22 protein-coding genes and 2 tRNA genes are annotated in these 24,686 nt (G+C 58.2%); 13 read left to right on the top strand and 11 right to left on the bottom strand.

Annotation, left to right across the window (positions count from 1 at the left end; all coding sequences use genetic code 11):
• Window positions 1-80 precede the first annotated feature (80 nt).
• From QE432_RS20585 to QE432_RS20575, 3 genes are all read left to right on the top strand, one after another.
• Window positions 81-1,109, top strand: coding sequence for a zinc-binding dehydrogenase (locus QE432_RS20585; RefSeq protein ID WP_003515388.1), 1,029 nt, complete (start codon window positions 81-83; stop codon window positions 1,107-1,109).
• Window positions 1,110-1,113: 4 nt separating this feature from the next.
• On the top strand, window positions 1,114-2,043 hold the full coding sequence (locus QE432_RS20580) for a lipid A biosynthesis lauroyl acyltransferase (RefSeq protein WP_019566226.1): 930 nt from the start codon (window positions 1,114-1,116) through the stop codon (window positions 2,041-2,043).
• A 279-nt stretch (window positions 2,044-2,322) separates the two neighbouring features.
• Window positions 2,323-3,021, top strand: coding sequence for a hypothetical protein (locus QE432_RS20575; protein WP_013636202.1), 699 nt, complete (start codon window positions 2,323-2,325; stop codon window positions 3,019-3,021).
• Window positions 3,022-3,064: 43 nt separating this feature from the next.
• Here the strand turns inward: QE432_RS20575 and QE432_RS20570 are convergent, their stop codons facing one another.
• On the bottom strand, window positions 3,065-3,868 hold the full coding sequence (locus QE432_RS20570) for a TSUP family transporter (protein WP_026330928.1): 804 nt from the start codon (window positions 3,866-3,868) through the stop codon (window positions 3,065-3,067).
• 179 nt (window positions 3,869-4,047) lie between these two features.
• On the opposite strand from QE432_RS20570, the gene QE432_RS20565 reads away from it, so the two are divergent.
• From QE432_RS20565 to recJ, 5 genes are all read left to right on the top strand, one after another.
• A complete protein-coding gene (locus QE432_RS20565; RefSeq protein ID WP_065687344.1) occupies window positions 4,048-5,007 on the top strand; it encodes a nucleoside hydrolase in 960 nt (319 codons plus the stop codon).
• A gap of 300 nt (window positions 5,008-5,307) precedes the next feature.
• Window positions 5,308-6,528, top strand: a complete 1,221-nt coding sequence (locus QE432_RS20560) for an LL-diaminopimelate aminotransferase (RefSeq protein ID WP_003515379.1) — start codon at window positions 5,308-5,310, stop codon at window positions 6,526-6,528.
• 61 nt (window positions 6,529-6,589) lie between these two features.
• Window positions 6,590-7,900: a homoserine dehydrogenase gene (locus QE432_RS20555; RefSeq protein ID WP_003515377.1), complete on the top strand. Its 1,311-nt coding sequence runs from the start codon at window positions 6,590-6,592 to the stop codon at window positions 7,898-7,900.
• Window positions 7,901-8,088: 188 nt separating this feature from the next.
• Window positions 8,089-8,313, top strand: coding sequence for a hypothetical protein (locus tag QE432_RS20550; RefSeq protein WP_025593517.1), 225 nt, complete (start codon window positions 8,089-8,091; stop codon window positions 8,311-8,313).
• 103 nt (window positions 8,314-8,416) lie between these two features.
• Complete coding sequence (recJ, locus tag QE432_RS20545; RefSeq protein ID WP_373465174.1) at window positions 8,417-10,225, top strand: single-stranded-DNA-specific exonuclease RecJ; 1,809 nt, start codon at window positions 8,417-8,419, stop codon at window positions 10,223-10,225.
• Window positions 10,226-10,354: 129 nt separating this feature from the next.
• On the opposite strand, the gene QE432_RS20540 is transcribed toward recJ, so the two are convergent.
• From QE432_RS20540 to QE432_RS20515, 6 genes are all read right to left on the bottom strand, one after another.
• Window positions 10,355-10,429: transfer RNA gene (locus tag QE432_RS20540), tRNA-Glu, on the bottom strand.
• Window positions 10,430-10,881: 452 nt separating this feature from the next.
• Window positions 10,882-10,956: transfer RNA gene (locus QE432_RS20535), tRNA-Glu, on the bottom strand.
• A gap of 447 nt (window positions 10,957-11,403) precedes the next feature.
• Window positions 11,404-12,177 carry an amino acid ABC transporter ATP-binding protein gene (locus QE432_RS20530; RefSeq protein ID WP_003515372.1) on the bottom strand — a complete coding sequence of 258 codons (774 nt, stop codon included), beginning with the start codon at window positions 12,175-12,177 and terminating at the stop codon, window positions 11,404-11,406.
• 12 nt (window positions 12,178-12,189) lie between these two features.
• Window positions 12,190-13,347 carry an amino acid ABC transporter permease gene (locus tag QE432_RS20525; protein ID WP_013636194.1) on the bottom strand — a complete coding sequence of 386 codons (1,158 nt, stop codon included), beginning with the start codon at window positions 13,345-13,347 and terminating at the stop codon, window positions 12,190-12,192.
• A 3-nt stretch (window positions 13,348-13,350) separates the two neighbouring features.
• Window positions 13,351-14,547, bottom strand: coding sequence for an amino acid ABC transporter permease (locus QE432_RS20520; protein WP_003515368.1), 1,197 nt, complete (start codon window positions 14,545-14,547; stop codon window positions 13,351-13,353).
• 107 nt (window positions 14,548-14,654) lie between these two features.
• Entirely contained in the window at window positions 14,655-15,677 is a 1,023-nt protein-coding gene (locus QE432_RS20515) for an amino acid ABC transporter substrate-binding protein (protein WP_003515366.1), read from the bottom strand.
• Window positions 15,678-16,053: 376 nt separating this feature from the next.
• Here QE432_RS20515 and QE432_RS20510 point away from each other — a divergent pair, with 376 nt between their 5' ends.
• Window positions 16,054-17,241 (top strand): cystathionine beta-lyase, encoded by a 1,188-nt coding sequence (locus QE432_RS20510; RefSeq protein ID WP_111783033.1) that lies wholly within the window; start codon window positions 16,054-16,056, stop codon window positions 17,239-17,241.
• A 2-nt stretch (window positions 17,242-17,243) separates the two neighbouring features.
• Here the strand turns inward: QE432_RS20510 and QE432_RS20505 are convergent, their stop codons facing one another.
• Together QE432_RS20505 and QE432_RS20500 are read right to left on the bottom strand one after the other, a co-directional pair.
• Window positions 17,244-18,413, bottom strand: coding sequence for an FAD-dependent monooxygenase (locus tag QE432_RS20505; RefSeq protein ID WP_306625481.1), 1,170 nt, complete (start codon window positions 18,411-18,413; stop codon window positions 17,244-17,246).
• Window positions 18,414-18,442: 29 nt separating this feature from the next.
• Complete coding sequence (locus tag QE432_RS20500; RefSeq protein ID WP_003495891.1) at window positions 18,443-18,688, bottom strand: zinc-finger domain-containing protein; 246 nt, start codon at window positions 18,686-18,688, stop codon at window positions 18,443-18,445.
• 170 nt (window positions 18,689-18,858) lie between these two features.
• On the opposite strand from QE432_RS20500, the gene QE432_RS20495 reads away from it, so the two are divergent.
• The 3 genes from QE432_RS20495 to QE432_RS20485 all read left to right on the top strand — a co-directional run bounded on the left by QE432_RS20495 (window position 18,859) and on the right by QE432_RS20485 (window position 20,958).
• Window positions 18,859-19,635: an alpha/beta fold hydrolase gene (locus QE432_RS20495; RefSeq protein ID WP_306625478.1), complete on the top strand. Its 777-nt coding sequence runs from the start codon at window positions 18,859-18,861 to the stop codon at window positions 19,633-19,635.
• A 143-nt stretch (window positions 19,636-19,778) separates the two neighbouring features.
• On the top strand, window positions 19,779-20,603 hold the full coding sequence (cysE, locus tag QE432_RS20490) for a serine O-acetyltransferase (protein WP_003515358.1): 825 nt from the start codon (window positions 19,779-19,781) through the stop codon (window positions 20,601-20,603).
• A gap of 151 nt (window positions 20,604-20,754) precedes the next feature.
• A complete protein-coding gene (locus QE432_RS20485; RefSeq protein WP_003515356.1) occupies window positions 20,755-20,958 on the top strand; it encodes a DUF3126 family protein in 204 nt (67 codons plus the stop codon).
• Window positions 20,959-21,012: 54 nt separating this feature from the next.
• Here QE432_RS20485 and QE432_RS20480 read toward each other — a convergent pair whose 3' ends face one another.
• A complete protein-coding gene (locus QE432_RS20480; RefSeq protein WP_111796391.1) occupies window positions 21,013-22,407 on the bottom strand; it encodes a cytochrome P450 in 1,395 nt (464 codons plus the stop codon).
• A 111-nt stretch (window positions 22,408-22,518) separates the two neighbouring features.
• Here QE432_RS20480 and QE432_RS20475 point away from each other — a divergent pair, with 111 nt between their 5' ends.
• Window positions 22,519-23,184: a TetR/AcrR family transcriptional regulator gene (locus QE432_RS20475; RefSeq protein ID WP_111796392.1), complete on the top strand. Its 666-nt coding sequence runs from the start codon at window positions 22,519-22,521 to the stop codon at window positions 23,182-23,184.
• 96 nt (window positions 23,185-23,280) lie between these two features.
• Here the strand turns inward: QE432_RS20475 and fdhA are convergent, their stop codons facing one another.
• Window positions 23,281-24,471: a formaldehyde dehydrogenase, glutathione-independent gene (gene fdhA / locus QE432_RS20470; RefSeq protein WP_025593503.1), complete on the bottom strand. Its 1,191-nt coding sequence runs from the start codon at window positions 24,469-24,471 to the stop codon at window positions 23,281-23,283.
• Between the last annotated feature and the right edge of the window lie 215 nt (window positions 24,472-24,686).

Here is a 24,686-nt window from a genome sequence, read left to right as displayed (position 1 = left end):
ACATTCCGACCGCAAAACCGTTACAGAGTTTTGCTGGAATTACTCTTGAGATAGACGCCTCCGGGCGAAGGACTAAAAACATGCGCGCTCTTCAACTTGTGGACGACCGGAAGCTCGAAAAAGTGGACCTGCCTGAACCCGATGCACCAGGTCCGGGCGAGGTGACGCTGCGCGTCAAGGCCGTGGCGCTGAACCACATCGACGTCTGGGGCTGGCGCGGCATGGCTTTTGCCAAGCGCAAGATGCCGCTGACCATCGGTGCTGAGGCTTCCGGCGTGGTGGAGGCCATTGGCCCGGGCGTTTCGAATGTGCTGCCTGGCCAGCTCGTCGCGATCTACGGCGCGCGCACCTGCGGGATCTGCAAGCCGTGCCGTGAAGGCCGTGACAATCTTTGTGAACATGTTCAGGGTGTACACGGTTTCCATCTTGACGGCTTTGCGCAGGAAAAGATCAATATTCCCGCCCGCCAGCTCGTTCCGGCGCCGCATGGCGTCGATGCCATCGGCGCGGCTCTGGCGCCTGTGACCTTCGGCACGGTCGAACACATGCTGTTTGACAATGCCAAGCTGGAATCGGGCGAAACGATCCTCGTGCATGCCGGCGGTTCCGGCATCGGCACGGCGGCGATCCAGCTTGCAAAGAAGATGGGCTGCACCGTCATCACCACGGTCGGCTCCGACGACAAGATCGAACGGGCGAAGGCTCTGGGTGCCGATCACGTCATCAACTACCGGACCGACCGTTTCGAAGGCGTCGTGCGCAAGCTGACGAAAAAGAAGGGTGTAGACGTGGTGTTCGAGCATGTCGGCAAAGACACCTGGGCGGGATCGATGTTCTCGCTGAAGCGTGGCGGCCGTCTCGTCACCTGCGGCTCCACGTCAGGCGTATCGACCGATATCAACCTGATGATGCTGTTCCAGCAGCAGCTGAAGCTGCTCGGCTCCTTCGGTTGCCGCATGGAAAACATGGCCAACGCCATGCAGAAGATGGCGCGCGGCATCGTTCATCCTGTTATCGACACAGAAGTCACCTTCGAGGATATCGACCGGGCGCTAGAGCGCATGGAAACGCGCCAGGTATTCGGCAAAATCGTTCTGCGGATGGATTGACGCCTTGAAACTGTTCATTACGCGGATCGTCCTGAAGCTGGACCATTTCCGGCAATGGCTGATTGCGACGTTTGCCTTCGGCCTTCTCAATCTGCTGAAGATATTTCCAGCTGACGCGGGAATTCGCGCTGCCGACAGGCTGGCGCGTTTCGTGGGGCCGAAAACCGGCCGCCACAAGCTGATGCTCTACAATCTGGCGCGCGCCTTTCCGGAGAAATCCGAAGAGGAGCGGCTTACCATCGCAATGGACAGCTGGGGCAGCATGGGGCGGCTTGCGGCGGAATATGTCTTTCTCGACAGGCTGTTCGATTTCGATCCGGAAAATAGCGAGCCGGGCCGTATCCGGGTCGAGGGTATTTCGACCTTTATCGAGCTTCGCGATAACCCGCGGCCCTTCATCGTATTTACTGCCCATAGCGGCAATTTCGAATTGTTGCCGGTGGCCAGTTCTGCCTTCGGTCTGGATGTGACGGTGCTGTTCCGGCCGCCGAATAATCCTTTCGTGGCCGACAAGGTGTTCAAGTTCCGCAAGGAACGCATGGGCAATCTCGTGCCGTCGCATGCCGGCTCTTCCTTCGCGCTTGCGCGGCAGCTGGAAAGGGGCGGCGGTGTCGGCGTGCTCGTCGACCAGAAGTTCGGCAAAGGCTTGACGACGAAGTTCTTCGGCCATGAGGTGCGCACCAACCCGCTTCTTGCCAAGCTGGTGCGGCAGTTCAATTGCGATGTCTATCCCGCCCGCTGCGTGCGTCTGCCTGATAACCGCTACCGGCTGGAAATAGAGCCGAGGGTTGAAATTCCGCGCGATGAAAAAGGAAATGTCGATATTCAGGCGACGGCGCAGCTTTTGAATGACAAGGTGGAAAGCTGGGTCCGCGAATATCCAGAACAATGGCTGTGGTATCACGACCGTTGGGACGTTAAACACCAGATCTGATTATTTGCAGCGCGGCCGAATTTCTAGTGATTTTTTACAGAATTCGGCCGTAAAATTGCGTTTTTAAGTATTTTTACTTATTAGTGGAACCTTATTTTTCGTTCATGGATTATCGAAATTGAAAAAATAGCAGTAGCTATGATATTTTAGAGATTAATCCCTGCGGCGGTCCTGCGTGTCGTTACGTCATTTTTTAATGCACAGACGCTACAATGAGGGGATAAGTGTCTATCCATTCGGATTGGGAGCGGGCTGTCTGCCCGTTCAGGGAGAGTTGGGTTGAAAGATTTGATTGAGCTGTTCTGGCTGCGTTATACGGAACTGCAATCAGCGGTTGGTAAGAACGAGGCCGACAAGATCGCAGTGCTGGAGCGTGAACTGGAGCTGCTGCTTGATCGGGTCATCGGGCGTAAGACCGGCAGTTCCGAGGACATTCGTGAGCAATTCCGTTTCGCCATCGACCTCCTCAATCACGAGGCGGAAGATCTCGGCTGCGTGCAGCGCAATTCCGATCTTTTGAGAACGCTGGTCGACCGCTATGTCGGCATGCCGCTCAAGGCAAAGGTGATCGGCGACGAGGACGAGGACATCCTGGAGTGGCACCACCGCCATCTCATTCTCGATGAGGATATGCTGAACGATCTTGACGAGCCGGTGGTCGTCGTTTCTCCCGGTTATCGAGTGTCATTCTCCAATGGCATCGATGCGTTTCCGCGCAATACGCCGGAAGGGCCTTTGGGATGTCATATCGCCGAGCTTGTCGGAGTGCACCGTTTTCAGAACGATCTGCGGGAGAGGCTCGACAATTGCTTCAAGGGCGGTACGTCGAAATACACCTATGCCGAAGATCATGACGGCCATACGATCGTAAAATCGCTGGAAATGTCGCCCTGCTATTCCTCCAACTACAAGCTGGTTGGCGCAATGGTGGTCATCCGCGAAATCGCCGATCGTAGGCGCCGTCGCGCCACGGCATAAATTCACGGTCCGAACGCAAGCGTCGAGCCGTGTCCTTTTCCTGTCATTTCGGGAAGATGGTTTCCCAGATCGTGGCGATTGACCATGCGGATGATGCATCCGCAAGAAGCTTCGTCGCCATTGCCAGACAGGAAAGAACCAAAAGCGGGCGGATGATCTTCGCGCCGTTTTTCATCGCGAAACGCGATCCGATCTGCGCGCCGACGAACTGGCCGATGCCCATGGCGATGCCAAGCTTCCAGAGAACCGCGCCTCCAGCCGCAAAAACAACAAAGCCGCCGAAATTCGAACCCAGGTTCAGAAGCTTGGTATGGGCGGTTGCCTTCAGCATGCCGAAGCCGGCAAGGCCCACGAAGGCAAGCATGTAGAAGGAACCCGCGCCGGGGCCGAAAACGCCATCATAGAAACCCACGAGCGGTGCGGCGGTGAGGCCGAACACGAAAGGCGTGATGCGGCGATGGCTGTCGATATCGCTGAGCTGCGGCTTGAAGGCGAAATAGAGGGCAATCGCGATCAGCAGAAAGGGCATGATGGTGCGCAGGAGGTCTGACGGCACGAAGGCGGCGGTGAAAGCACCGAGCCCGCCGCCGATCATCGCCATGATCGCCATCGGCAATTGTTCCCTCAGATTGACATGGCCGCGGCGGGCATAGGCAATGGTGGCCGACGCCGAGCCGAACTGCGATTGCAGCTTGTTGGTGCCGAGCGTATCGAGCGGCGGAATTCCCATTATCAGCATGGCCGGGATAGTGATGAGACCACCGCCGCCGGCGATGGAATCGATAAATCCGGCAAAGATGGCGACGCAGAAAAGAACGAGGAAAACGTTGAGGGCGATGTCTTGCACTTGGCATGTCCAGGCGGGCTTAAGGGAGAGGGCCTCTTCTTTCACCGAAAAGATCGCCACGCAATATTTTTCTCTCCGATCCAGGACGGGCAGGGGGATTGCGGTGTTGCCGCTTATGGTTATGTTTCCGTGGCGCACCGCCAGACGCGGCGATGACGAGACATCAGGATGAGGGCATTATGCATAAAGTGATATTCGATACGGACCCCGGTGTAGATGATGCCATGGCGCTTCTTTTCCTGCACCGTCACCCCGATATCGATCTGATCGGCGTCACCACCGTCTTCGGCAACGCGCCCATCGATATCACCACTCGCAATGCGCTCTTCCTGAAACGGGAATGGCAGATGACGGCGCCGGTCGCGAAAGGTGCGGGCGTGACCTTCGATCCGGCCCGCAAGGAAGGCCACTGGCCGACTTTCATCCATGGCGAAAACGGTCTCGGCGATATCGATATTCCAGAGACCATCGATCTGCCGCTCGATCCGCGTCCCGCGCATCGCTTTATTATCGAGACGGTCAAGGCCAATCCCGGCGAGGTGACGCTGATCGCTGTTGGTCGCATGACCAATCTGGCCTTGGCGCTGCGCGAAGAGCCGGATTTTGCGGCATTGGTGAAGCAGGTGATCGTCATGGGCGGCGCCTTCGATATCAACGGCAATGTGTCGCCGGCGGCTGAGGCCAATATTCACGGCGATCCGGAAGCGGCCGATCTCGTCTTTACCGCGCCCTGGCGCGTGGTTGTCGTCGGCCTGGACGTGACGACGAAAACGGTGATGACGAGCGCCTTCATGGCCGAGATGGCAGAGGCGGGCGGCAAGCCGGTGCAGCTGCTTTCCGATTTGTCGCAATTCTACATCGATTTCTACAAGACCCGCACCGGCGACGGTATGGTGGTGCATGACAGCTGCGCCTGCGTTTACCTTGTCGCGCCCGAACTGTTCGAGACCCGCAGCGGCCCTATACGCGTCGTCTGCGGCGGGCTTGCCGATGGCCAGACCATTCAGAAGCCGGATGGCCGCGCCTTTCCGCCGGGCGACTGGGACGGGCATCCGAGCCAGCTCATCTGCACCGATATCAAGCCGGAGCAGGTGCTTTCCGTCATCCGCGCGGCAATTGTGAAGGGCGAGCGCGACTGAACGGCCGGAATGGCCTTTCTTGAGCATGGTCTGCCTTGCAATTTCCAAGAATCTGGCGTTATGCAGGTTTCCTGATTACATTGCGCAATTCGCCTTGCCTGTGGTCTGAAAAGGCCGCGCCGGAGCCACAAGGCGGATGATCGCGATGCCGCGTGGACCGAGAAAACCGCTGTAGGTTTTCTTGTGCTTTGCGGTACAATGAATAGCGCCCGCCGGATCGGTTCGTGTCGGCGGCGTTTAACAACAAGAACGAACTTCGTTATGGGCCGGCAGAACCGGTCCATTTCCATGAGGAAAGTGATGGAAGAGTTTCACAAGGTCCGGCGTCTGCCGCAATACGTCTTCGAACAGGTCAACCGTTTGAAAGCGAGCGCGCGAGCGGCCGGGGCCGATATCATCGATCTCGGCATGGGCAATCCCGACCTTCCGACCCCCAAGGCGATCGTCGACAAGCTGTGCGAAGTCGTTCAGGACCCTCGCACCCATCGCTATTCCTCGTCCAAGGGCATTCCCGGCCTTCGCCGCGCGCAGGCTGGTTATTATGCCCGCCGGTTCGGCGTGAAGCTGAACCCCGATACGCAGGTCGTCGCGACCCTTGGTTCCAAGGAAGGTTTCGCCAATATGGCGCAGGCCATCACCGCGCCTGGTGACGTGATCCTGTGTCCGAACCCCACCTATCCGATCCACGCTTTCGGCTTCCTGATGGCGGGCGGCGTTATCCGTTCCATGAATGTGGAGCCGGACGAGAGCTTCTTCGGGCCTCTGGAGCGGGCGGTGCGCCACTCCATTCCGAAGCCGCTGGCGCTGATCGTCAACTATCCGTCGAACCCGACGGCGCATGTTGCCTCGCTCGATTTCTACAAGGACGTGATCGCATTTGCGAAGAAGCACGAAATCATCGTGCTTTCCGACCTTGCCTATTCGGAAATCTATTTCGACGACAACAATCCGCCGCCTTCGGTTCTCGAAGTTCCCGGTGCAATCGACGTTGCGGTGGAATTCACCTCCATGTCGAAGACCTTCTCCATGCCGGGCTGGCGCATGGGCTTTGCCGTTGGCAACGAGCGGCTGATCGCGGCGCTGACCCGCGTGAAGTCCTATCTCGATTACGGTGCCTTCACGCCGATCCAGGTTGCGGCGACGCACGCGCTGAACGGCGACGGCTCCGACATCGCGGAGGTACGCAGCGTGTATCGCCGCCGTCGCGACGTCATGGTCGATACTTTCGGCAAGGCGGGCTTCGAAGTTCCACCGCCGGCGGCGACGATGTTCGCCTGGGCGAAGATCCCGGAAAAGTTCCGCCATCTCGGCAGCCTGGAGTTTTCCAAGCTTCTGGTCGAGAAGGCAGACATTGCCGTTGCTCCCGGCATCGGCTTCGGCGAAATGGGGGATGATTACGTCCGCCTCGCGCTCGTTGAAAACGAGCATCGAATTCGTCAGGCAGCGCGCAATCTGAAGCGTTTCCTGTCGAGTGCTGACGAAACGATGCACAATGTCGTTTCGCTCAATGCCCACAGATAAGGGCAACCGAAGGCGGCCGGGCCACGGCCGTCACCATCACCAGCAAATCAGGAACATACCCATGGCAGATTCATTGAGAATCGGCATAGCGGGGCTCGGCACTGTCGGCGCTTCGCTCGTGCGCATCCTCCAGCAGAGAAGCAACGAACTTGCGATTACCTGCGGACGCGCGATTGAGATTATTGCAGTGAGCGCGCGCGACCGTTCGCGTGACCGCGGCATCGATCTCAAGGGTATTACCTGGTTCGATACGCCGGAGCAGCTTGCGAATGAAGCCGATATCGACGTGTTGGTGGAACTGGTCGGCGGTGCTTCCGGCCAGGCGGAAAAAGCTGTGCGCGCAGCACTTTCGCGCGGTCTCCATGTGGTGACAGCCAACAAGGCGCTGCTCGCCAAGCACGGCGTCGAGCTGGCCACGATTGCCGAAGACAAGGGTGCGCTTCTCAATTTCGAAGCGGCTGTGGCCGGCGGTATTCCCGTCATCAAGGCGCTGCGTGAATCCCTCACCGGCAACAATGTGTCGCGCATCTACGGTATCATGAACGGCACCTGCAACTACATCCTGACCAAGATGGAGAAGGAAGGGCTGTCGTTCGAGGTCTGTTTGAAAGAAGCGCAGCGGCTGGGTTATGCCGAAGCCGATCCGGCCTTCGATATCGAGGGTAACGACACCGCCCACAAGCTCGCCATTCTGACGACGCTTGCCTTCGGCAACAAGATTTCGGCCGACGACATCTATCTCGAAGGCATCACCAACATCTCCAGCGAGGACATTCAGGCGGCCGCCGAGCTCGGTTATCGCATCAAGCTTCTCGGCGTGGCGCAGGTGACCGAATCCGGTATCGAGCAGCGGGTGCATCCGACCATGGTGCCGCTCGATTCCGTTATCGCGCAGGTTGATGGCGTTACCAATGCGGTGGCGATCGAGTCCGATATTCTTGGCGAACTTCTGATGGTTGGCCCAGGGGCGGGCGGCAATGCCACGGCCTCTGCCGTGCTCGGTGACATCGCCGATATCGCCAAGAGCCGTCCCGGTGCCCAGCAGGTTCCGGTGCTCGGCCGTCCGGCGAAGTCGCTGACCGATTATCGTCGCGCCAAGATGAAGAGCCATGAAGGCGGCTATTTCATCCGGCTGACGGTGAAGGACCAGGCGGGCGTCTTCGCCTCCATCGCTACCCGCATGGCGGATAACAACATCTCGCTGGAATCCATCGTGCAGCGCCAGCGCGTGCATGTGGAAGGCGCGCCGCAGACGATTATCCTCGTGACCCACGCGACGATGGAAGATGCGATCCGCAAGGCCGTCAAGGCGATCAAGAACGAGAAATATCTGGTCAGCGAACCGCAGGTCATCCGCATTGAGCGGACCTGAGACGCTTTACAATTTTTCTGAATTTGAGGGCCGCGCCACCACATGGAGGTGCGGTCTTTTTTCTCCCGATATCCGTTTTGGCGGCCACAGGATAAAACCGCCGTAAAATTTGAGGGTATCGCCTCAGAACCGCTGGAAAACAACGCGATTCGGCTCTATGGTTAATCATGTTACCAAGCGAGGGAGGCGTGGCTGTGACATCGATTATCCTTTTCAAGGACAGTAAGCGCGAAAGCGTTCTGGCCGCCCATCATCGGGCGCGACCTCACAATGCCAACGACAATATTCGAGGCATGGAATTCGATATTGCCGAATATGAGCGCAACTGGTGTTCACTTGCGGTGTTTTCCCTGTTGCTGCTGGTCGGCGCGGTGTCGATCGTCAGCCCGTTTTTCTCGATTTTCTCGGTGTGAAACCTCATACGGGCGTTTTTGCTTGAAAAAGGCGCCATCGCCATTTAGCCCGTTGTCATGACAAGGCGCGGATACGCATTCGCATGACAGGACGATTGACAGGATGGCAATGATGGAGCCGGCCGATACGGTGGCCCGCGCATTTCTAAGCGTGGAGCGGTCGGCGACAGAGCAACGTTGGGTTTCGCGGCTGGATCAGGCCGCACAGAACCGTGCGCTGGCCATGTCCCAGATCCACGCCATTCCCGAACTGATTGCCCGGGTGCTGGCCGGGCGAGGGGTGGGTGTGGATGAGGCTCTCGCTTTCCTCGATCCGACCATTCGCTCATTGATGCCCGACCCGCATATGCTGACAGATTGCGAAAAGGCTGCCGAAAGGCTGGTCCGCGCCATCGAGACCGGTGAGAAGGTGGCGATCTTCGGCGATTATGACGTTGATGGCGCCGCGTCTTCCGCGCTGATGTATCGTTTTCTCGCGCATTTCGGGCTGACGCCGGAAATCTATATTCCAGATCGTATTTTCGAGGGTTATGGGCCGAACCCGGCGGCGATGCAGCAGCTTGCCGCCAATGGCGCGACCCTGATCTTGACGGTCGATTGCGGCTCCACCAGCCATGAATCTCTGAATGCCGCAAAGGATGCGGGAACAGATGTGGTGGTGATCGATCACCACCAGGTCGGTTCGGAACTGCCGCCGGCGGTGGCGCTGGTCAATCCCAACCGCGAAGACGATCTTTCGGGGCAGGGGCATCTCTGCGCCGCAGGCGTGGTGTTCCTGGTTCTGGTCGCCACCCTCAGGCTATTGAAGGACAGGCGCAACAGACAGGCGTTCACGATCGATCTGCTGGCGCTGCTGGATATAGTCGCACTCGCAACCGTATGCGACGTGGTGCCCTTGAAGGGGCTGAACCGCGCCTATGTCGTGAAGGGGTTGATTGCCGCGCGCCATATGAACAATGCCGGGCTGGCGGCGCTGTTCAGAAAGGCGGGGTTGGGTGGGCCGGTGACACCGTATCATTTCGGTTTCCTGATCGGGCCACGCATCAATGCCGGTGGCCGTATTGGCGATGCCGCACTGGGTAGCCGTCTGCTTACACTCGACGACTCGTCACAGGCGGACGTGATTGCCGAAAAGCTGGATGAGCTGAACCGCGAGCGACAGGCGATGGAAGCCGTGATGCTGGCGGAAGCCGAAGCGGAAGCGCTTTATGAGTATGGCGACGGGTCTGGCGCTGGCGTCATCGTTACCGCACGGGAAAACTGGCATCCTGGCATCGTCGGACTGCTCGCCTCACGCCTCAAGGACCGTTTCCGCCGCCCGGCCTTTGCCATCGCTTTCGATCCCTCTGGCAAGGGCACAGGCTCCGGCCGCTCGATCAATGGTTTCGATATGGGCAGAATGGTCCGCGCCGCTGTGGATGCCGGCCTGTTGGTCAAGGGTGGCGGTCACGCCATGGCCGCGGGCCTGACGGTGGAACGCGCCAATCTCGGCAAACTCCGGACCTTCTTCGAGGAAGCCGCCGCAAAGACGGTGAGCGAGCTGGTGGAAAGCAGCGTGCTGAAGATCGACGGCGCAATCGGCGCGTCTGGCGCGACCCTGCAGCTTGTCGATCAGCTGGAACAGGCAGGTCCTTATGGCTCCGGCCATTCTCAGCCCATTTTTGCCGTGCCTGCCCACCGGCTGCGCGATGTGCGTCTGGTCGGCACCTCACACGTCAAGATCACGCTGGAGGCCATGGATGGTTCACGGCTGGATGGCATCGCATTCCGCGCCGCAGAGGCCCCTCTGGGGCAGATGCTGCTGAATGCGCGTGGCAGGTCCATCCACGTGGCAGGCACAGTGGGTGCCGATCTCTGGCAGGGCCAGAGGCGTGTGCAGCTGCGTGTTCTGGACGCGGCTTTCGCGCCCTGACAGTCGGCACAGATCGAGACTTGATTTTACGGGAAAAGCTGAAGGAAGGCCGGAAACGGCATGCATCCTATATCTCACACATCACGTGAAGATTTGAACGCATAATACTGATTTTCAAGGAAAAGCAAGTGGCACGCCCTAGGGGAGTCGAACCCCTCTTTTCAGAATGAAAATCTGACGTCCTAACCGATAGACGAAGGGCGCGTGCGCTTGTGGTGTGGCGCCCTTATAGTCAGGCTCCCGTTGCTCCGCAAGCGGAAAAATTGATTTTTTCCGCTTCGTGACGAGTTTTTTTATGGAGGCCGGACCGGCTGTGGAAAACTGCGCCGGGACTGGCCAAGGCCTTGAAATTTCGCCGCTATCACTGCGCGCCGGCAATGCCTTCATGACTCGTGGAAGGCCTCGGGGCGTGGTTTTCCAACCCTTAGCTGACACCTGCTGCCCGCCAGAAATAACCGACGATGTGATTTGGCTGGAAGGGGAAAGGCAAGCCGGTCGATTTGCCCGCTGGCGATTCATCCGGCTCGCCTTCCATCGGGGGGGACACCACTCTAACGTATCGCCCGGGAATCGGTTCCGGCGCATCGATCAGGCGTGACGAATTCGCTATCTGCGAAGCTGCTTTATATTTTCGAAGGGGGAAACACGAAGGCAAGTGGCACGCCCTAGGGGAGTCGAACCCCTCTTTTCAGAATGAAAATCTGACGTCCTAACCGATAGACGAAGGGCGCGTGCGCTTGTGGTGTGGCGCCCTTATAGTCAGGCTCCCCGTGGTCCGCAAGCGGAAAAATGCATGATTTGACAAAAAAATGACATTGGCTGTCAGAACCCTTGGAAAACAAGGATTTCCGTTTCGTAACAAATGGTTAAACCGAGGTCGGCTTGGCAGTTTCAGTGCTTCTCGCGGATGAAGAACGATGTGAGACGACGATTTGCAGGGGCCGGTGATTCACTCAGCGGGGCTTCTGGTGCGAAAGAAGCCATCAAAATGAATGGCGAACCTTGCCAAACATTCCGGCGTCACCCTTGGGTTTTTCCCGAGATCCGCAACCGCTCGATTTTGTTGACTTAGATATTTAGGACAAGCCCATGGATGAGGTCGAGCGTGGAGAGGCTGTCGTCAAATGAAAACGGGGCCGAAATGGCCCCGTTTCGTGATGCTAGCTGATTGCAGTGTCTCAGTGCAGGATCTGGCTGAGGAACAGCCTTGTGCGCTCGTGCTGGGGATTGTCGAAGAATTCGGCGGGCGAATTCTGTTCGACGATCTGGCCCTGGTCCATGAAGATGACGCGGTTTGCGACCTGGCGGGCAAAGCCCATTTCGTGGGTCACGCACAGCATCGTCATGCCGTCTTCGGCAAGGCTGACCATGGTATCAAGCACTTCCTTGACCATTTCCGGGTCAAGCGCCGAGGTCGGCTCGTCGAACAGCATGATCTTCGGCTTCATGCACAGCGAGCGGGCGATCGCCACGCGCTGCTGCTGACCGCCGGAGAGCTGGCCAGGGTATTTATGCGCCTGTTCGGGGATCTTGACGCGCTTCAGATAGTGCATCGCCACTTCTTCGGCTTCCTTCTTGGGCATCTTGCGAACCCAGATTGGCGCCAGCGTGCAGTTCTCGAGAATCGTCAGATGCGGGAAGAGGTTGAAGTGCTGGAACACCATGCCGACTTCACGACGCACCTCATCGATCTTCTTCAGATCGTTGGTGAGTTCGATACCGTCGACGTTGATCGTGCCCGACTGATGTTCTTCCAGCCGGTTGATGCAGCGGATCATGGTCGATTTGCCCGATCCCGAAGGGCCGGCGATGACGATACGCTCGCCCTTCATCACCTTCAGGTTGATGTCGCGCAGGACGTGGAAGTCGCCATACCACTTGTTCATGCCGACGAGTTCGATTGCCACGTCCGTTGTCGAAACGGCCAGTTTTTTTGTTTGGGTTTCTGCCATTTTGAGCGTCCCTTATCGTTTATGCCCGGTGTCGAGGTGCCGTTCCATGAACAGCGAATAACGCGACATGCCGAAGCAGAATATCCAGAATATGAACCCGGCGAAAATATAGCCCGTCATTGCGGTGACAGGTGTCGCCCAGTTCGCATCCGATTGGTTGAGTGTGACAATGCCAAGCAGGTCGAACATGCCGATGATCGAGACCAGCGACGTGTCCTTGAAAAGACCGATGAACGTGTTGACGATGCCCGGAATGACGAGCTTCAGCGCCTGCGGCAGCACGATCAGCCGGGTTTTCTGCCAATAGTTCAGGCCGAGCGAGTCTGCCCCTTCATATTGCCCCTTCGGGATGGCCTGCAAGCCGCCACGGATCACCTCCGCCATATAGGCGGACGAGAAGAGCGACACGCCGACCAGAGCGCGCAGGAACTTGTCGAAGGTCCAGCCGTCGGGAAGGAACAGCGGCAGCATGATGCTGGCGAAGAACAGGACGGTGATCAGAGGAATACCTCTGATAACTTCGATGAAAAGCACGCACAGCATTTTGATTACCGGCAGGTTCGACCGGCGGCCAAGCGCCAGAAGAATACCGAAGGGCAGGGACACTGCAATTCCGAAGAAAGACAGGATCAGGGTGACCATCAGGCCGCCCCAGAGCTGCGTTTCCACCACCGGCAGGCCGAAGACGCCGCCGATGAGGAGGAAAAACGCAATGACTGGCAGGATGATGAAAAGCGCCAGCGCATTGAGCCGCTTGAACGGCGCTTTCGGAATGAGCATTGGCACCAGGAGGATGGTGAACATGACCATCACAAGGATAGGACGCCAGCGTTCATCGATCGGGTAACGGCCGAACATGATCTGGCCGAACTTCGCCGAAACGAAGGCCCAGCATGCGCCGGACTGGCCATCGGCCAGCGCACCGCCCTGGGAGGCGGTGAGGCAGGCGATGCGATCCGTACCGGTCCATACCGCGTCTACGAACAGCCACTTGAAGATTGGTGGCAGAAGATAGGCGAGGAACGCGATGGCAAGAACCGTAAGGACGGTGTCCTTCGGCGTGGCGAAAAGTTTAGTGCGCAGCCAATGGCTGATGCCAACCGCGCTTGAAGGCGCGGGTTTGGCTTCTTCAATGGTGTGGCGCACGAACGCGTGATTGCTGATCGTCATCTATTATCTCTCCACCAGGGCCATTTTCGCGTTCAACCAGTTCATGACCACGGCCGTGAGAATGGACAGCGAGAGATAGAGAACGAGCCAGATAGCGACAACTTCGACCGCCTGTCCCGTCTGGTTCAGGATCGTGCCGCCAACGGAGACGATGTCGGCGAAACCGACCGCGACCGCGAGCGATGAGTTCTTGGTCAGGTTGAGATACTGGCTTGTCAGCGGCGGGATGATGATGCGCATCGCCTGAGGAACGACGATCAGACGTGTCGTCGTGCTGGCGCGAAGACCCAATGCCTCCGCTGCCTCGGTCTGCCCTTTTGCCACGGCCTTGATGCCGCCGCGAACGATCTCGGCGATAAAGGAAGCGGTGTAGAAGGAGAGCGCCAGAAACAGCGACATGAATTCAGGTGCGACGACCGAACCGCCCGCAAGGTTGAACCGCCCGGCAATCGGGTAATCGAATGTCAGGGGTGAGCCGAGCGCGAGGAATGTCGCAGCCGGAAGGCCGATGATGAGAAGTGTTGCGGTGATGCCGGTGCGGAACTGCTCGCCGGTTCTTTCCTGCCTGGCCTTCGCCCAGCGATAAATGAAGACGCTGATGACGATGGCGACCACGAAAGCGAGCGGTATCAGCCACGTCCCTTCGCCCCAGAGAGGCTTTGGAAAGAAGAAGCCGCGATTGTTGAGGTAGGTTCCAAGTGGAAGCTGCAGCGAATCGCGGGCCTGCGGCAGAACGGAGATGACGCCCTTGTACCAGAAGAAGATGACGAGCAGGGGCGGGATGTTGCGGAAGATTTCCACATAGGCCTGCGCCAGCTTCGAGATTAGCCAGTTGTTGGACAGCCGGGCGATACCGACGATGAAACCGATGATCGACGCGGCGATGATGCCGAAAAATGCGACCTGAATTGTGTTGAGAATACCAACGAGCAATGCCCGGCCATAGGTCGCATCGCTGGTGTAAGCGATCAGCGACTGGCCGATATCGAAGCCGGCTCTTCCATTGAGGAAGCCGAAGCCGGACGAAATGTTTGACCGTTGAAGATTTGTGATCGTATTCGTCACGATGATCCAGACGAAGGCGGTCAGGATGACGACTGTCAGAACCTGATAAAAAATTCCGCGTATGCGTGGATCGTAAATGAGTGACGACGCGCTTTGCGCGCGCGATCGTTGCGAACTGACCGCGTTGCCTGCCATAGGCACCTTTCCCTTTTATATGCTCTTTGCGAGCTTATTCTATAATTTCAAGTGGAGGCCGGGCATTGCCCAGCCTCCCTTCAGTCCTTAGCCAACGATAGTGCCGATCAACGAACCGGCGGTGCGTATTGCAGGCCGCCCTTGGTCCAAAGCGCGTTCTGGCCACGCTCGATCTTCAGCGGCGAGCCGGCGCCAACGTTACGGTCGAAGACTTCGCCGTAGTTGCCGACCTTCTTGACGATGTTGTAGGCCCAGTCGTTCGTCACGCCGAGATCGGTACCGATCTTGGTGCCTTCTTCAGTGCCAAGCAGACGCTTGATATCAGGGTTGGCGCTGTTCTTCTGCTCGTCGACGTTTTTCGACGTGATGCCCAGCTCTTCGGCGTTGACCATTGCGTAGTGAACCCACGTCACGATGTCGAACCACTGGTCGTCGCCCTGGCGAACGGCCGGTCCAAGCGGCTCCTTGGAGATCACTTCAGGCAGAACGATGTTGTCGTCGGGGTTCTTCAGCTTGAGACGGATAGCGTACAGACCGGACTGGTCGGTGGTGTAAACGTCGCAACGGCCGGAATCATAAGCCGAAGTCGCATCGGATTCCTTTTCGAAAACAACCGGGTTGTACTGCAGGTTGTTGGTCTTGAAGTAGTCGGCAAGGTTGAGCTCGGTGGTCGTGCCGGTCTGAACGCAGACGGCGGCGCCGGAAAGCTCAAGCGCGGACTTCACGTTGAGGCCTTTCTTGGCGATGAAGCCCTGGCCGTCATAATAGTTGACGGTACGGAAGTTGAAGCCGAGCGATGTGTCGCGGCTGATCGTCCAGGTGGTGTTACGGGTCAGAACGTCGACCTCGCCAGACTGGAGAGCCGGAAAACGGTCCTTGCTCGAAAGAGCGACAAATTTAGCCTTTGTAGGATCGCCGAAAACCGCAGTGGCAATACCGCGGCAATAGTCCACGTCGATGCCGGACCATTCGCCCTTGTCATCGGGATTGGAAAATCCCGGAATGCCAGCGCTCACGCCGCAGGTGACGAAACCTTTCGACTTCACGTCCTGAAGCGTCGCAGCCGAAGCGACCGAGGCTCCTCCCAAAACTGCTGCGCCGATAACGGCCGACAGAATTGCCTTTTTCATTTTTCCCAACCTTTGTTTGTTATCGTCAATCGGAAGAGGACCGGCATATTGTTTTTGCCCCAGCTCCCCCCTTCAGCAGATCTTTTCGATCCGCTTTTTCTATCACAATCGTAATTGGCAGCGGGGTCAAGACATGCTGACAATAATTGTGCCTATAAAACGGAATTTTCCAAATTTTGGTCGGGAAGTGTGCAAAGGGTGAAAATATAAGCATATTTTTGCGGAAAAATACACTTGCACGAATTTTGTATACTTCTTGTATGCTGTTGACGGGTGGATCAATCCTCTCATCTACGAATGTTCTGCGGGACTTGACCTTGCCTCCGGCTCTCCGCATTGTCGCTCGCGTCAATATCCCTTCGAAAGCTGATCTGAAATGACCAAGACCAATGACCTGCTTTCCACCGCAGGTATGAATACGCGCCTGACCCATGGCGGCAACGATCCCGCCGACTGTTTCGGTTTCGTCAATCCGCCCATCGTGCGCGGTTCTACCGTGCTTTTCCCCGATGCCGAGACGCTTTCGACCGAAAACCAGAAATACACCTATGGCACCCACGGCACGCCGACGACCGATGCGCTATGCAATCTCGTCAATGAGCTGGAGGGTTCTTTCGGAACCATTCTCGTGCCATCGGGCCTTGCGGCGATCACCGTGCCGTTCCTCGCCTATCTTGGCGCCGGCGATCATGCGCTGATCGTCGATTCGGTTTATTTTCCCACACGCCGCTTTTGCAACACGATGCTGAAGAAGCTTGGTGTGGAGGTGGAGTATTACGACCCGGCGATCGGGACGGGTATCGAAGCGCTGATCCGCCCGAATACCAAGCTGGTGCATCTTGAAGCGCCGGGTTCCAATACCTTCGAGATTCAGGACGTTCGGCTGATCACCGAGATTGCCCATAGGCACGATTGCGTCGTGACGATGGACAATACCTGGGCGACACCGCTTTATTTCAAGCCGCTCGATTTCGGTGTCGATGTTTCCATCCATGCCGCCACCAAATATCCGTCAGGTCATTCCGATGTCCTGATGGGCTTTGTTTCCGCCAATGAAAAGCACTGGAAGACGCTTTATCAGGCGAACACCAATCTTGGCATCTGCGTGACGCCTGATGACGCCTATCAGATACTGCGCGGCATGCGCTCCATGGGCATTCGACTTGCGCACCACCAGAAAAGCGCCCTCGACATCGCCACCTGGCTGGAAAGCCGCGACGACGTCGTGAGCGTTCTGCATCCGGCCCTGCCGAGCTTTGCCGGGCATGAACTCTGGAAGCGCGATTTCAAGGGCGCGAGCGGCGTATTTTCCTTCGTGCTGAAGGCCGAAGAGGGCAAATACAAGCAGACTGCGGCGGCATTCCTGAATGCGCTGACCTTCTTCGGGCTCGGCTATTCCTGGGGTGGATACGAATCGCTTGCCGTGTCGGTGTCGCTTGTCGACAGGACGATTGCCAAAGGCCCGTCGGAAGGTCCGGTCATCCGTCTGCAGATAGGGCTTGAAGATATCGCCGACCTCAAGAAGGATCTCGAGGCCGGGTTTGCGGCGGCAGCCGGGGTTTGACCTCAGCCTTTGGCGCGGTAGCCGTATAGCCAGTCGAAGTCCTTCAGGAAGGCTTCCCTCGGACGTGTCGAAAAGACGAAGTCCCGGGCAAGCCGAACCGGGCCTGTGGCGTGATAGGCGAAACGATTGAGAGAGGCCCGCTTGCGGGCCTTTTCTATGCGCGGCAGACGCAGGGCTTCGAAGGCGGCAAGGGCCTGTGGTACGGGCAGGGATGCTCCGGTCAATGTGCCCGCCAGTTCAAAAGCATCCTCGATGGCCATCGCCGCCCCCTGTGCCGCAAAGGGCATCATCGCGTGGGCAGCGTCGCCGATCAGCACCGTATCGCGACCATTGTGCCAGCGTCCGGGACCGGCCTGATAAAGTGGCCAGAAGGTCGGATTTTCCGACGATGCCAGCAGCCGAACGATATCCGGGCTCCAGCCGCGAAACTGCGCGAGCAGCATGGCTTTCTGTTGGCCGCTCGATTCCGCCCGCCATGTTGCGCCGGGATCGGCGCCGAGTGCGATGGCCACAATGTTGAAGCCGCCGACTTCCTTCAGCGGGTAGGCGACGACATGGCCACCCGAACCGAGATAGGCGGTGACGGCGCTTTTGTTGATAGCTGACGGCACATCTTTTGCCGCGACCGTGAAGCGCCAGGCAATATTGCCGGAGAAAGTGGCAGTGGGGGCGGAGGGGACAGCGAAACGGGCCGCGGACCAGACACCGTCTGCGCCGACGATCAGGTCGTGATCGCGGAACGTGGTTGCAGCGATGACGTCTGTCGTCGCGTTTTCGATACGTTTGCCAAGATGCAGGCGGCAGAGCGGATTGCGCGTTACCGCATTGAGAAGCGCGTTTTGCAACGTCGAGCGATGCAGCACGCCGTAAGGTGCGCCCCAGCGTGTGCGGGCCGTCGCACCCACGGGCAAAGACAGCAACGTGGCAAGCGATTTGCCATCGGCCAGATCGACACTGACCGGCTCGGTCCAGCGCGCCTCTATCTCAGCCATCACGCCGAGTTCGGCAAGGATGCGGGCGGCATTGGGCGATACTTGCAGGCCCGCACCGACTTCCGTCAGTTCGCCGGCCTGTTCAACGATGTCAGAGCTGATGCCCTGGCGGGCAAAAGAAAGCGCTGCGGTGAGACCGGCGATGCCGGCACCGACGATGGCTACGGATTTGATGGGCATGTCGCGCCCCGATCAGGAAAGGTGGAAGGTCAGGCGGCCTTCACATGGAAGACGCAGCCTGGAGGATTGGTCTGCTCGGCCTTCAGCGACGGATTGTAGCGGTAAAGGGTGGAGCAATAGGAACAGACCTTCTCGTTGTCGTCGCCCATGTCGATGAAGATGTGGGGATGATCGAAAGGCACCGAAGCGCCGGTGCACATGAATTCCTTTACGCCGATCTCGATCACGCTGTGTCCGCCATCGTTCTGGAAGTGGGGAATGGAATGCCCGGCCATGTTCGTCTCCAAATGCAATATCGTGGTTAAGCCGCAGGTCGTCATCGAGCATGGGCTTATTGCTGCGGATATGTAGCCTCAAACGCATTGCATCTCCATAAAAATCGTCAGGAAAACATGTTCAAAATTGCGATTTCCTGCCATATGGTCCGGCAAAAAGGATGTCCTTGATGAATCTCAACATGCCGCAATTTTCCGATTTTTCCCATGACGGCCTTCGCTTTGCCTATTTCGATGAAGGTGATCCGGCGGGCGATCCGGTTCTGTTGATTCACGGCTTTGCCTCCAGCGCCAACGTCAACTGGGTGCATCCAGGCTGGCTGAAAACGCTTGGTGACGCCGGTTACCGGGTGATTGCCATCGACAATCGCGGCCATGGCGCAAGCGACAAGCCGCATGATCCGCAAGCCTATTATCCGCCCGTCATGGCCGGCGATGCGGTGGCGCTGCTTAATCATCTCGGCATCGCGGAGGCTCATGTGATGGGCTATTCCATGGGCGCACGCATTTCGGCCTTTCTGGCGATGGCACATCCGGAGCGTGTCCGCTCACTGGTTTTCGGCGGACTTGGCATCGGCATGGTGGAAGGTGTGGGCGACTGGGATCCGATCGCCGAAGCGCTGCTGGCCCCCTCGCTCGATGTCGTCACGCATGAGCGCGGCCGTATGTTCCGCGCCTTTGCCGACCAGACGAAAAGCGACCGGCTGGCACTCGCCGCCTGTATCGAGACGTCGCGTGTCCTCGTCAGTCGGGAACAGGCCGCAAAGATCGATGCACCGACGCTGATCGCGGTCGGAACCAATGACGATATCGCCGGATCGGGTGCCGAACTTGCGGCGATCATGCCGCATGCGCGCGCTATCGACATTCCCGGCCGTGACCACATGCTGGCCGTTGGCGACCGGGTGTTCAAGGCGGCGGTTCTGGAATTTTACCGCAGCCTTTGATGGGTGGCGGCAAGAAACGGTTTTTCATGCTGCATGAAGAAAAACTGAAGCCTTGCCGCCTTTAAAGTCGTCATTCGAATCCCATTTCTTATGCACGTCTTTTTCTGTATAAAGAACGACTACTGCAAACGAGGAGACCATTCATGGTCGCACGTACCGAGGCCCGTCAGCCGGAACAGCTGGCGATCGTCGATCCGATCTGGGGCAGCCTGCTGCATGAGGCACGAAGCGCCGTGGCGCAGGACCCGCTGCTTTCGGCTTTCCTTTATTCGACAATCCTCAATCACCGGTCTCTGGAAGAATGCGTGATTTATCGCATCTGTGAACTCCTCGATCATCCCGATATGCAGGCCGTTCTTCTGCGCCAGACCTTTCAGGACATGCTGGATGACTGGCCCGAATGGGGCAGCGTGCTGCGCGTCGATATCCAGGCGGTTTACGATCGCGATCCGGCCTGCACGCGCTTCATGGAGCCGCTCCTTTATTTCAAGGGGTTTCAGGCCATCCAGACGCATCGCCTTGCCCATTGGCTGCTGCAAAAGGGCCGCAGGGATCTGGCGCTTTATCTGCAAAGCCGCTCGTCCAGCATTTTCCAGACGGATATCAATCCGGCAGCACGCATCGGCAAGGGTATCTTCCTCGATCATGCCACCGGGCTTGTGGTCGGCGAGACGGCGGTTATCGGCGACAACGTTTCCATCCTGCATGGCGTGACGCTTGGCGGCACCGGCAAGGAGGGGGCGGACCGTCATCCGAAAATCGCCAATGGCGTGATGATTGGAGCGGGCGCGAAAATCCTCGGTAATATCGAGATCGGCAGTTGCTCGCGCATCGCCGCCGGTTCTGTGGTGCTGAAGCCGGTCCCGCCCAAGACCACCGTTGCCGGTGTGCCGGCGCGGGTGGTGGGAGAGGCAGGGTGTTCCGAACCCTCGCGCCTGATGGATCAGGTCATCGGAGCCGATATCTGACGGGTCCGATATTCTCTCAATCGTCCGTGTGGAAGGCTCCGCGTGAAAGACATGGCCTGTGAAAGACATTGGCGATGTGCCGCTTTCACTTTACTTTCGCCTTTGTCCCATGCCAAAAGCGGCGCAACCCGAACCGCACAGGAGAATAGTGGTGAAAGCCGACGAAATCAAAAAACTCGACGCCTATTTCAAGCGCACCTTCAATGAAAAGATGGTTGTGAAGGCGCGTCCCCGTAAGGACGATTCCGCCGAAGTGTATCTTGGCGAAGAGTTCCTTGGCGTTGTCTACATCGATGACGAGGACGGCGACCGCTCGTACAACTTCTCCATGGCAATCCTCGACGTCGATCTTTGATCGTCACTGCCCGGTGACGGGTGTTTTCCCGGATTAATAGTCGCCCGCGGTGGTTCACGCCGCGGGCGATTTGTTTTTGCGGTCGGTGATACGCATCATCAAGCGGCTTTGCGGCCGCAACGTCACCCTCATCAGTGGCTCTGCCGGACTTGCCGATCTGTTTTCGAGATGGACGTTCTGCAACAGCACCGCCAGGATCGACACGGCCTCCATCATCGCAAATGCATTGCCGATGCAGACACGCGGACCTGCACCGAAGGGCATGTAGGCGTAACGGTGACGCGCCTTGGTCTTTTCCGGCTCGAAGCGGGAAGGGTCGAAACGTTCCGGTTCGTCCCACAGCGCCGTGTGCCGGTGGACAGCGTAGATCGGCACATAAAGAACGGTTCCGGCAGGAATATCATGGTCGCCGAGCTTGAAATCCTGCAACGCCGTGCGGGTAACCACCGGGGCAGGTGGGTAAAGCCGCATCGCCTCGGAAAATACCTGTCTGGTATAGGTCAGTTGGGCGATGTGCTCTGCGGCGACGGGATTTCCACCCGTGACGGCTGCGATTTCCTCGACGACTTTCCGCTCCACGTCGCTGTGTTGCGACAGCAGATTGAACGTCCATGCCAGACCGAGCGCGGTCGTTTCGTGACCGGCGGTGATGAAGGTGAGCAGATTGTCGATGATTTCCTTGTCGCTCATCATGCGTCCCGTCTCGGGGTCCTTCGCCTGAAGTAGCATGGACACCAGATCGTTTCTCTCGACAGGGTTCTGCCGCCGGTCCGCAATCACCGTCGACAGGCTGGAGCGCAGATAACCGACAGCGGCCCGGGCCTTGCGCCGACCGGGGTGAGGGAGCCATTCCGGTGCGCCCAGCATGGCGAGCGCGAAGGTCCAGCCTGTCGGTTTCAGATAGTCGGTAATGCTTTGCTCCACGCGCCCGATATCGATCCCGTGGCCGCCGGACATCATGGTCTCAACGATGATGTCGAAGGTGGTCCGCATCATTTCATGGCCGATATCGATGTCACCGAAAGGAGATGCGCGCCAGCGCCTGCCGGTTCGCTCCGCCGCCTCGATCATGACAGGCAGCAGTTCCAGCAGTTTTTCGTGCCGGAAGGCGGCGGCAACGGATTGCCGTTGCCATTTCCAGTGATCGCCATCGGCGGTCAGAAGGCCCTGTCCGAGAGCGGGGCCAAGCGCGCGGCGCACGTCCTCACCCTTGCCGAGCAGATGGGCGTTCTTGACGAGGGCCTCATGAATAAGTGCAGGATCGGCAAGATGGACGCGCATCGTACCGCCGACACGGATAAACACCGCCGGTTCGTTGAAAATCTCCGGTGGCAATGCGTTCAGCGGATTGCGGATGAGTGAGAGGGCCAAACGTGCTGTGGCGAATTTCGATACGGGTGCCGCAGCGGATGTATCCGGGAGCGGGGTGCGAAGGTCGGTTCCGGGCATGGACAGGTCCTTTATTCGCGTTGAACACTCAAATTTATTTGTTAAGGTGTGTACCTTATTTTATTCATTTAAGGTGTGCACCTTAGGTTTCAATAGCGGGGTCCGACATCAATGAAGAAAAGCGAGGCCGGACGATCGACGGGGCGTCCTTCCCCCACACGACAGAGAATAATCGCTGCCGCACTCCAACTATTTAACGAGAGGGGGCCTGATCACGTAACCACAGCCGAGATCGCAAGGGCAGTGAATATCAACGAGGGTAATCTTTATTATCATTTCCGCACCAAGGAGGCATTGGTGCTGGCGCTGTTTGCCCTGTTCGAGACCGACGCGCTGGCGGTTGTCGCAAAGATTGACGAAGAGGACGAAGTTGCCGCATCGACATATGCTGGCGTTCTGCGGCTCTGGTTTTCGCTGGTGTGGAACTACCGCTTTCTGTTTCGTGATTTTGTGGGCCTTCTTTCCTCCGCGCCTGCGCTGGTGGAGCCGGTTCGCGGCATAAGCGCGGCAATGCGACTTGCCGTTGATGATATCGTCAGCCGGATGGAGAGGGCAGGGCTTGCAGAGATTCCAGAAACCGAGCGGGCGGCGCTGCTTACAAATCTCTGGATCGTCTCGACCTATTGGGCGGCTTATCTCAACCTTCAGGAAGGGGTCACCGAATTCGGGCCGCAGCAACTGGACTGGGGACTTCGGCAGGTGTCCAGCCTGTTTCGACCCTATCTCTCACCATTGGCCACCTCCGAGCTGGAGGCGATGCTTGAAGTTGATCCATGATTTCACCTGATGGTGATAATGTGGATGCGGGCAAAAACGCCCGCGACAATATCTGTCGCGGGCGTTTCCCATCTCGGGGGTCTTAAGCCGCCGATATCAGGCCGACTTCAGCAGATCGCCGTGCGGATCGAGCACGAACTTGGTTGCGGCACCCTGGTCGAAGCTTTCATATCCCTGTACGGCGTCGTCGAGTGCGATGATCTTGGCATTGACGATGTCGGCAATGGGCAGGCGGTCGTGCAGGATCGACTGCATGAGCTGGCGATTGTATTTCAGCACCGGCGTCTGGCCGGTATGGAAAGATTGTGCCTTGGCCCAACCGAGACCGAAGCGAAGCGACAGGCTGCCCTGTTTTGCTGCGGCATCGACCGCACCTGGGTCTTCGGTGACGTAAAGGCCGGGAATGCCGATCGAGCCGGCGGCACGGGTGATTTCCATCATCTGGTTAAGAACGATGGCCGGCTGTTCGCCGCCCGAATGGCCACGCGCTTCGAAACCGACGGCATCGATGGCGCTATCGACCTCGTTGGTGCCGACGATCTCGGCAATCATGTCGCCCAGCCGGTCACCCTTGGAAAGATCGACGGGCTCGAAGCCGACCTTGGCGGCGTGCGCGAGGCGATCCTTGTTGAAATCACCGATCATGACGACGGCGGCACCGAGAATACGGGCAGACGCGGCAGCCGCCAGACCGACCGGACCGGCGCCCGCGACATAGACCGTGGAGCCGACACCGACGCCGGCCTTGACCGCGCCATGAAAGCCGGTCGGCAGGATGTCCGAGAGCATGGTAAGGTCGCGGATCTTGGACATCGCCCTGTCGCGGTCGGGAAATTTCAGAAGGTTGAAGTCGGCATAGGGAATGGTGACGTATCTGGCCTGTCCGCCGATCCAGCCGCCCATGTCAACATAACCGTAGGCGCCGCCGGCACGGGCGGGGTTCACCGTCAGGCACACACCGGTATCCTGCGACTTGCAGCAGCGGCAGCGACCGCAGGCGACGTTGAACGGCACCGAGACGATATCGCCGATATCAAGCATCTCGACGTCGACGCCTTTTTCAATGACTTCGCCGGTGATCTCATGGCCAAGGACGAGGCCGGGCATCGCCGAGGTGCGGCCGCGCACCATATGCTGATCCGAACCGCAGATATTCGTGGAAATAACCTTGAGAATGACACCGTGCTCGATACGGCGGCCATCCGGCGCCTCCAGCTTCGGATCATCGATGTCGCGGACCTCGACCTGGCCGGGGCGCAAATAGACGACGCCTCTGTTTTTGCTCATATCCATCTCCTCCTTGGGTTGAACACCAATATCGGCCCGCTCCTCCGCGGACATGATATCGTCAAAACTCATGCGCGGACCCGTATGCGGCTCGCGTGGAATCTCAATCGGCGAAGGGATGGAAAGAAGAACAATCGGCGCGTTTGGACAAACGTCGCCTGCCTCTTGATCACCGCCCGCCGCAGATACCCGGCATTACGCCGGATATGTGCAGC

Source organism: Agrobacterium sp. SORGH_AS_0745, assembly GCF_030818995.1.
Lineage (GTDB): Bacteria > Pseudomonadota > Alphaproteobacteria > Rhizobiales > Rhizobiaceae > Agrobacterium > Agrobacterium tumefaciens.
The sequence above is the reverse complement of the archived record's forward strand: the minus strand, read 5'-3'. Positions and strand labels throughout refer to the sequence as shown.

Excerpts from the sequence above, each read along its gene's own strand:
- QE432_RS20510 (WP_111783033.1), top strand. The coding sequence starts at position 16,054 with ATGACCAAGACCAATGACCTGCTTTCCACCGCAGGTATGAATACGCGC.
- QE432_RS20515 (WP_003515366.1), bottom strand. The coding sequence starts at position 15,677 with ATGAAAAAGGCAATTCTGTCGGCCGTTATCGGCGCAGCAGTTTTGGGA.
- QE432_RS20500 (WP_003495891.1), bottom strand. The coding sequence starts at position 18,688 with ATGGCCGGGCATTCCATTCCCCACTTCCAGAACGATGGCGGACACAGC.
- QE432_RS20555 (WP_003515377.1), top strand. The coding sequence starts at position 6,590 with ATGGCAGATTCATTGAGAATCGGCATAGCGGGGCTCGGCACTGTCGGC.
- QE432_RS20585 (WP_003515388.1), top strand. The coding sequence starts at position 81 with ATGCGCGCTCTTCAACTTGTGGACGACCGGAAGCTCGAAAAAGTGGAC.
- recJ (WP_373465174.1), top strand. The coding sequence starts at position 8,417 with ATGGCAATGATGGAGCCGGCCGATACGGTGGCCCGCGCATTTCTAAGC.
- QE432_RS20480 (WP_111796391.1), bottom strand. The coding sequence starts at position 22,407 with ATGCCCGGAACCGACCTTCGCACCCCGCTCCCGGATACATCCGCTGCG.
- QE432_RS20520 (WP_003515368.1), bottom strand. The coding sequence starts at position 14,547 with ATGGCAGGCAACGCGGTCAGTTCGCAACGATCGCGCGCGCAAAGCGCG.
- QE432_RS20560 (WP_003515379.1), top strand. The coding sequence starts at position 5,308 with ATGGAAGAGTTTCACAAGGTCCGGCGTCTGCCGCAATACGTCTTCGAA.
- QE432_RS20565 (WP_065687344.1), top strand. The coding sequence starts at position 4,048 with ATGCATAAAGTGATATTCGATACGGACCCCGGTGTAGATGATGCCATG.
- cysE (WP_003515358.1), top strand. The coding sequence starts at position 19,779 with ATGGTCGCACGTACCGAGGCCCGTCAGCCGGAACAGCTGGCGATCGTC.
- QE432_RS20530 (WP_003515372.1), bottom strand. The coding sequence starts at position 12,177 with ATGGCAGAAACCCAAACAAAAAAACTGGCCGTTTCGACAACGGACGTG.
- fdhA (WP_025593503.1), bottom strand. The coding sequence starts at position 24,471 with ATGAGCAAAAACAGAGGCGTCGTCTATTTGCGCCCCGGCCAGGTCGAG.
- QE432_RS20505 (WP_306625481.1), bottom strand. The coding sequence starts at position 18,413 with ATGCCCATCAAATCCGTAGCCATCGTCGGTGCCGGCATCGCCGGTCTC.
- QE432_RS20525 (WP_013636194.1), bottom strand. The coding sequence starts at position 13,347 with ATGACGATCAGCAATCACGCGTTCGTGCGCCACACCATTGAAGAAGCC.
- QE432_RS20495 (WP_306625478.1), top strand. The coding sequence starts at position 18,859 with ATGAATCTCAACATGCCGCAATTTTCCGATTTTTCCCATGACGGCCTT.
- QE432_RS20475 (WP_111796392.1), top strand. The coding sequence starts at position 22,519 with ATGAAGAAAAGCGAGGCCGGACGATCGACGGGGCGTCCTTCCCCCACA.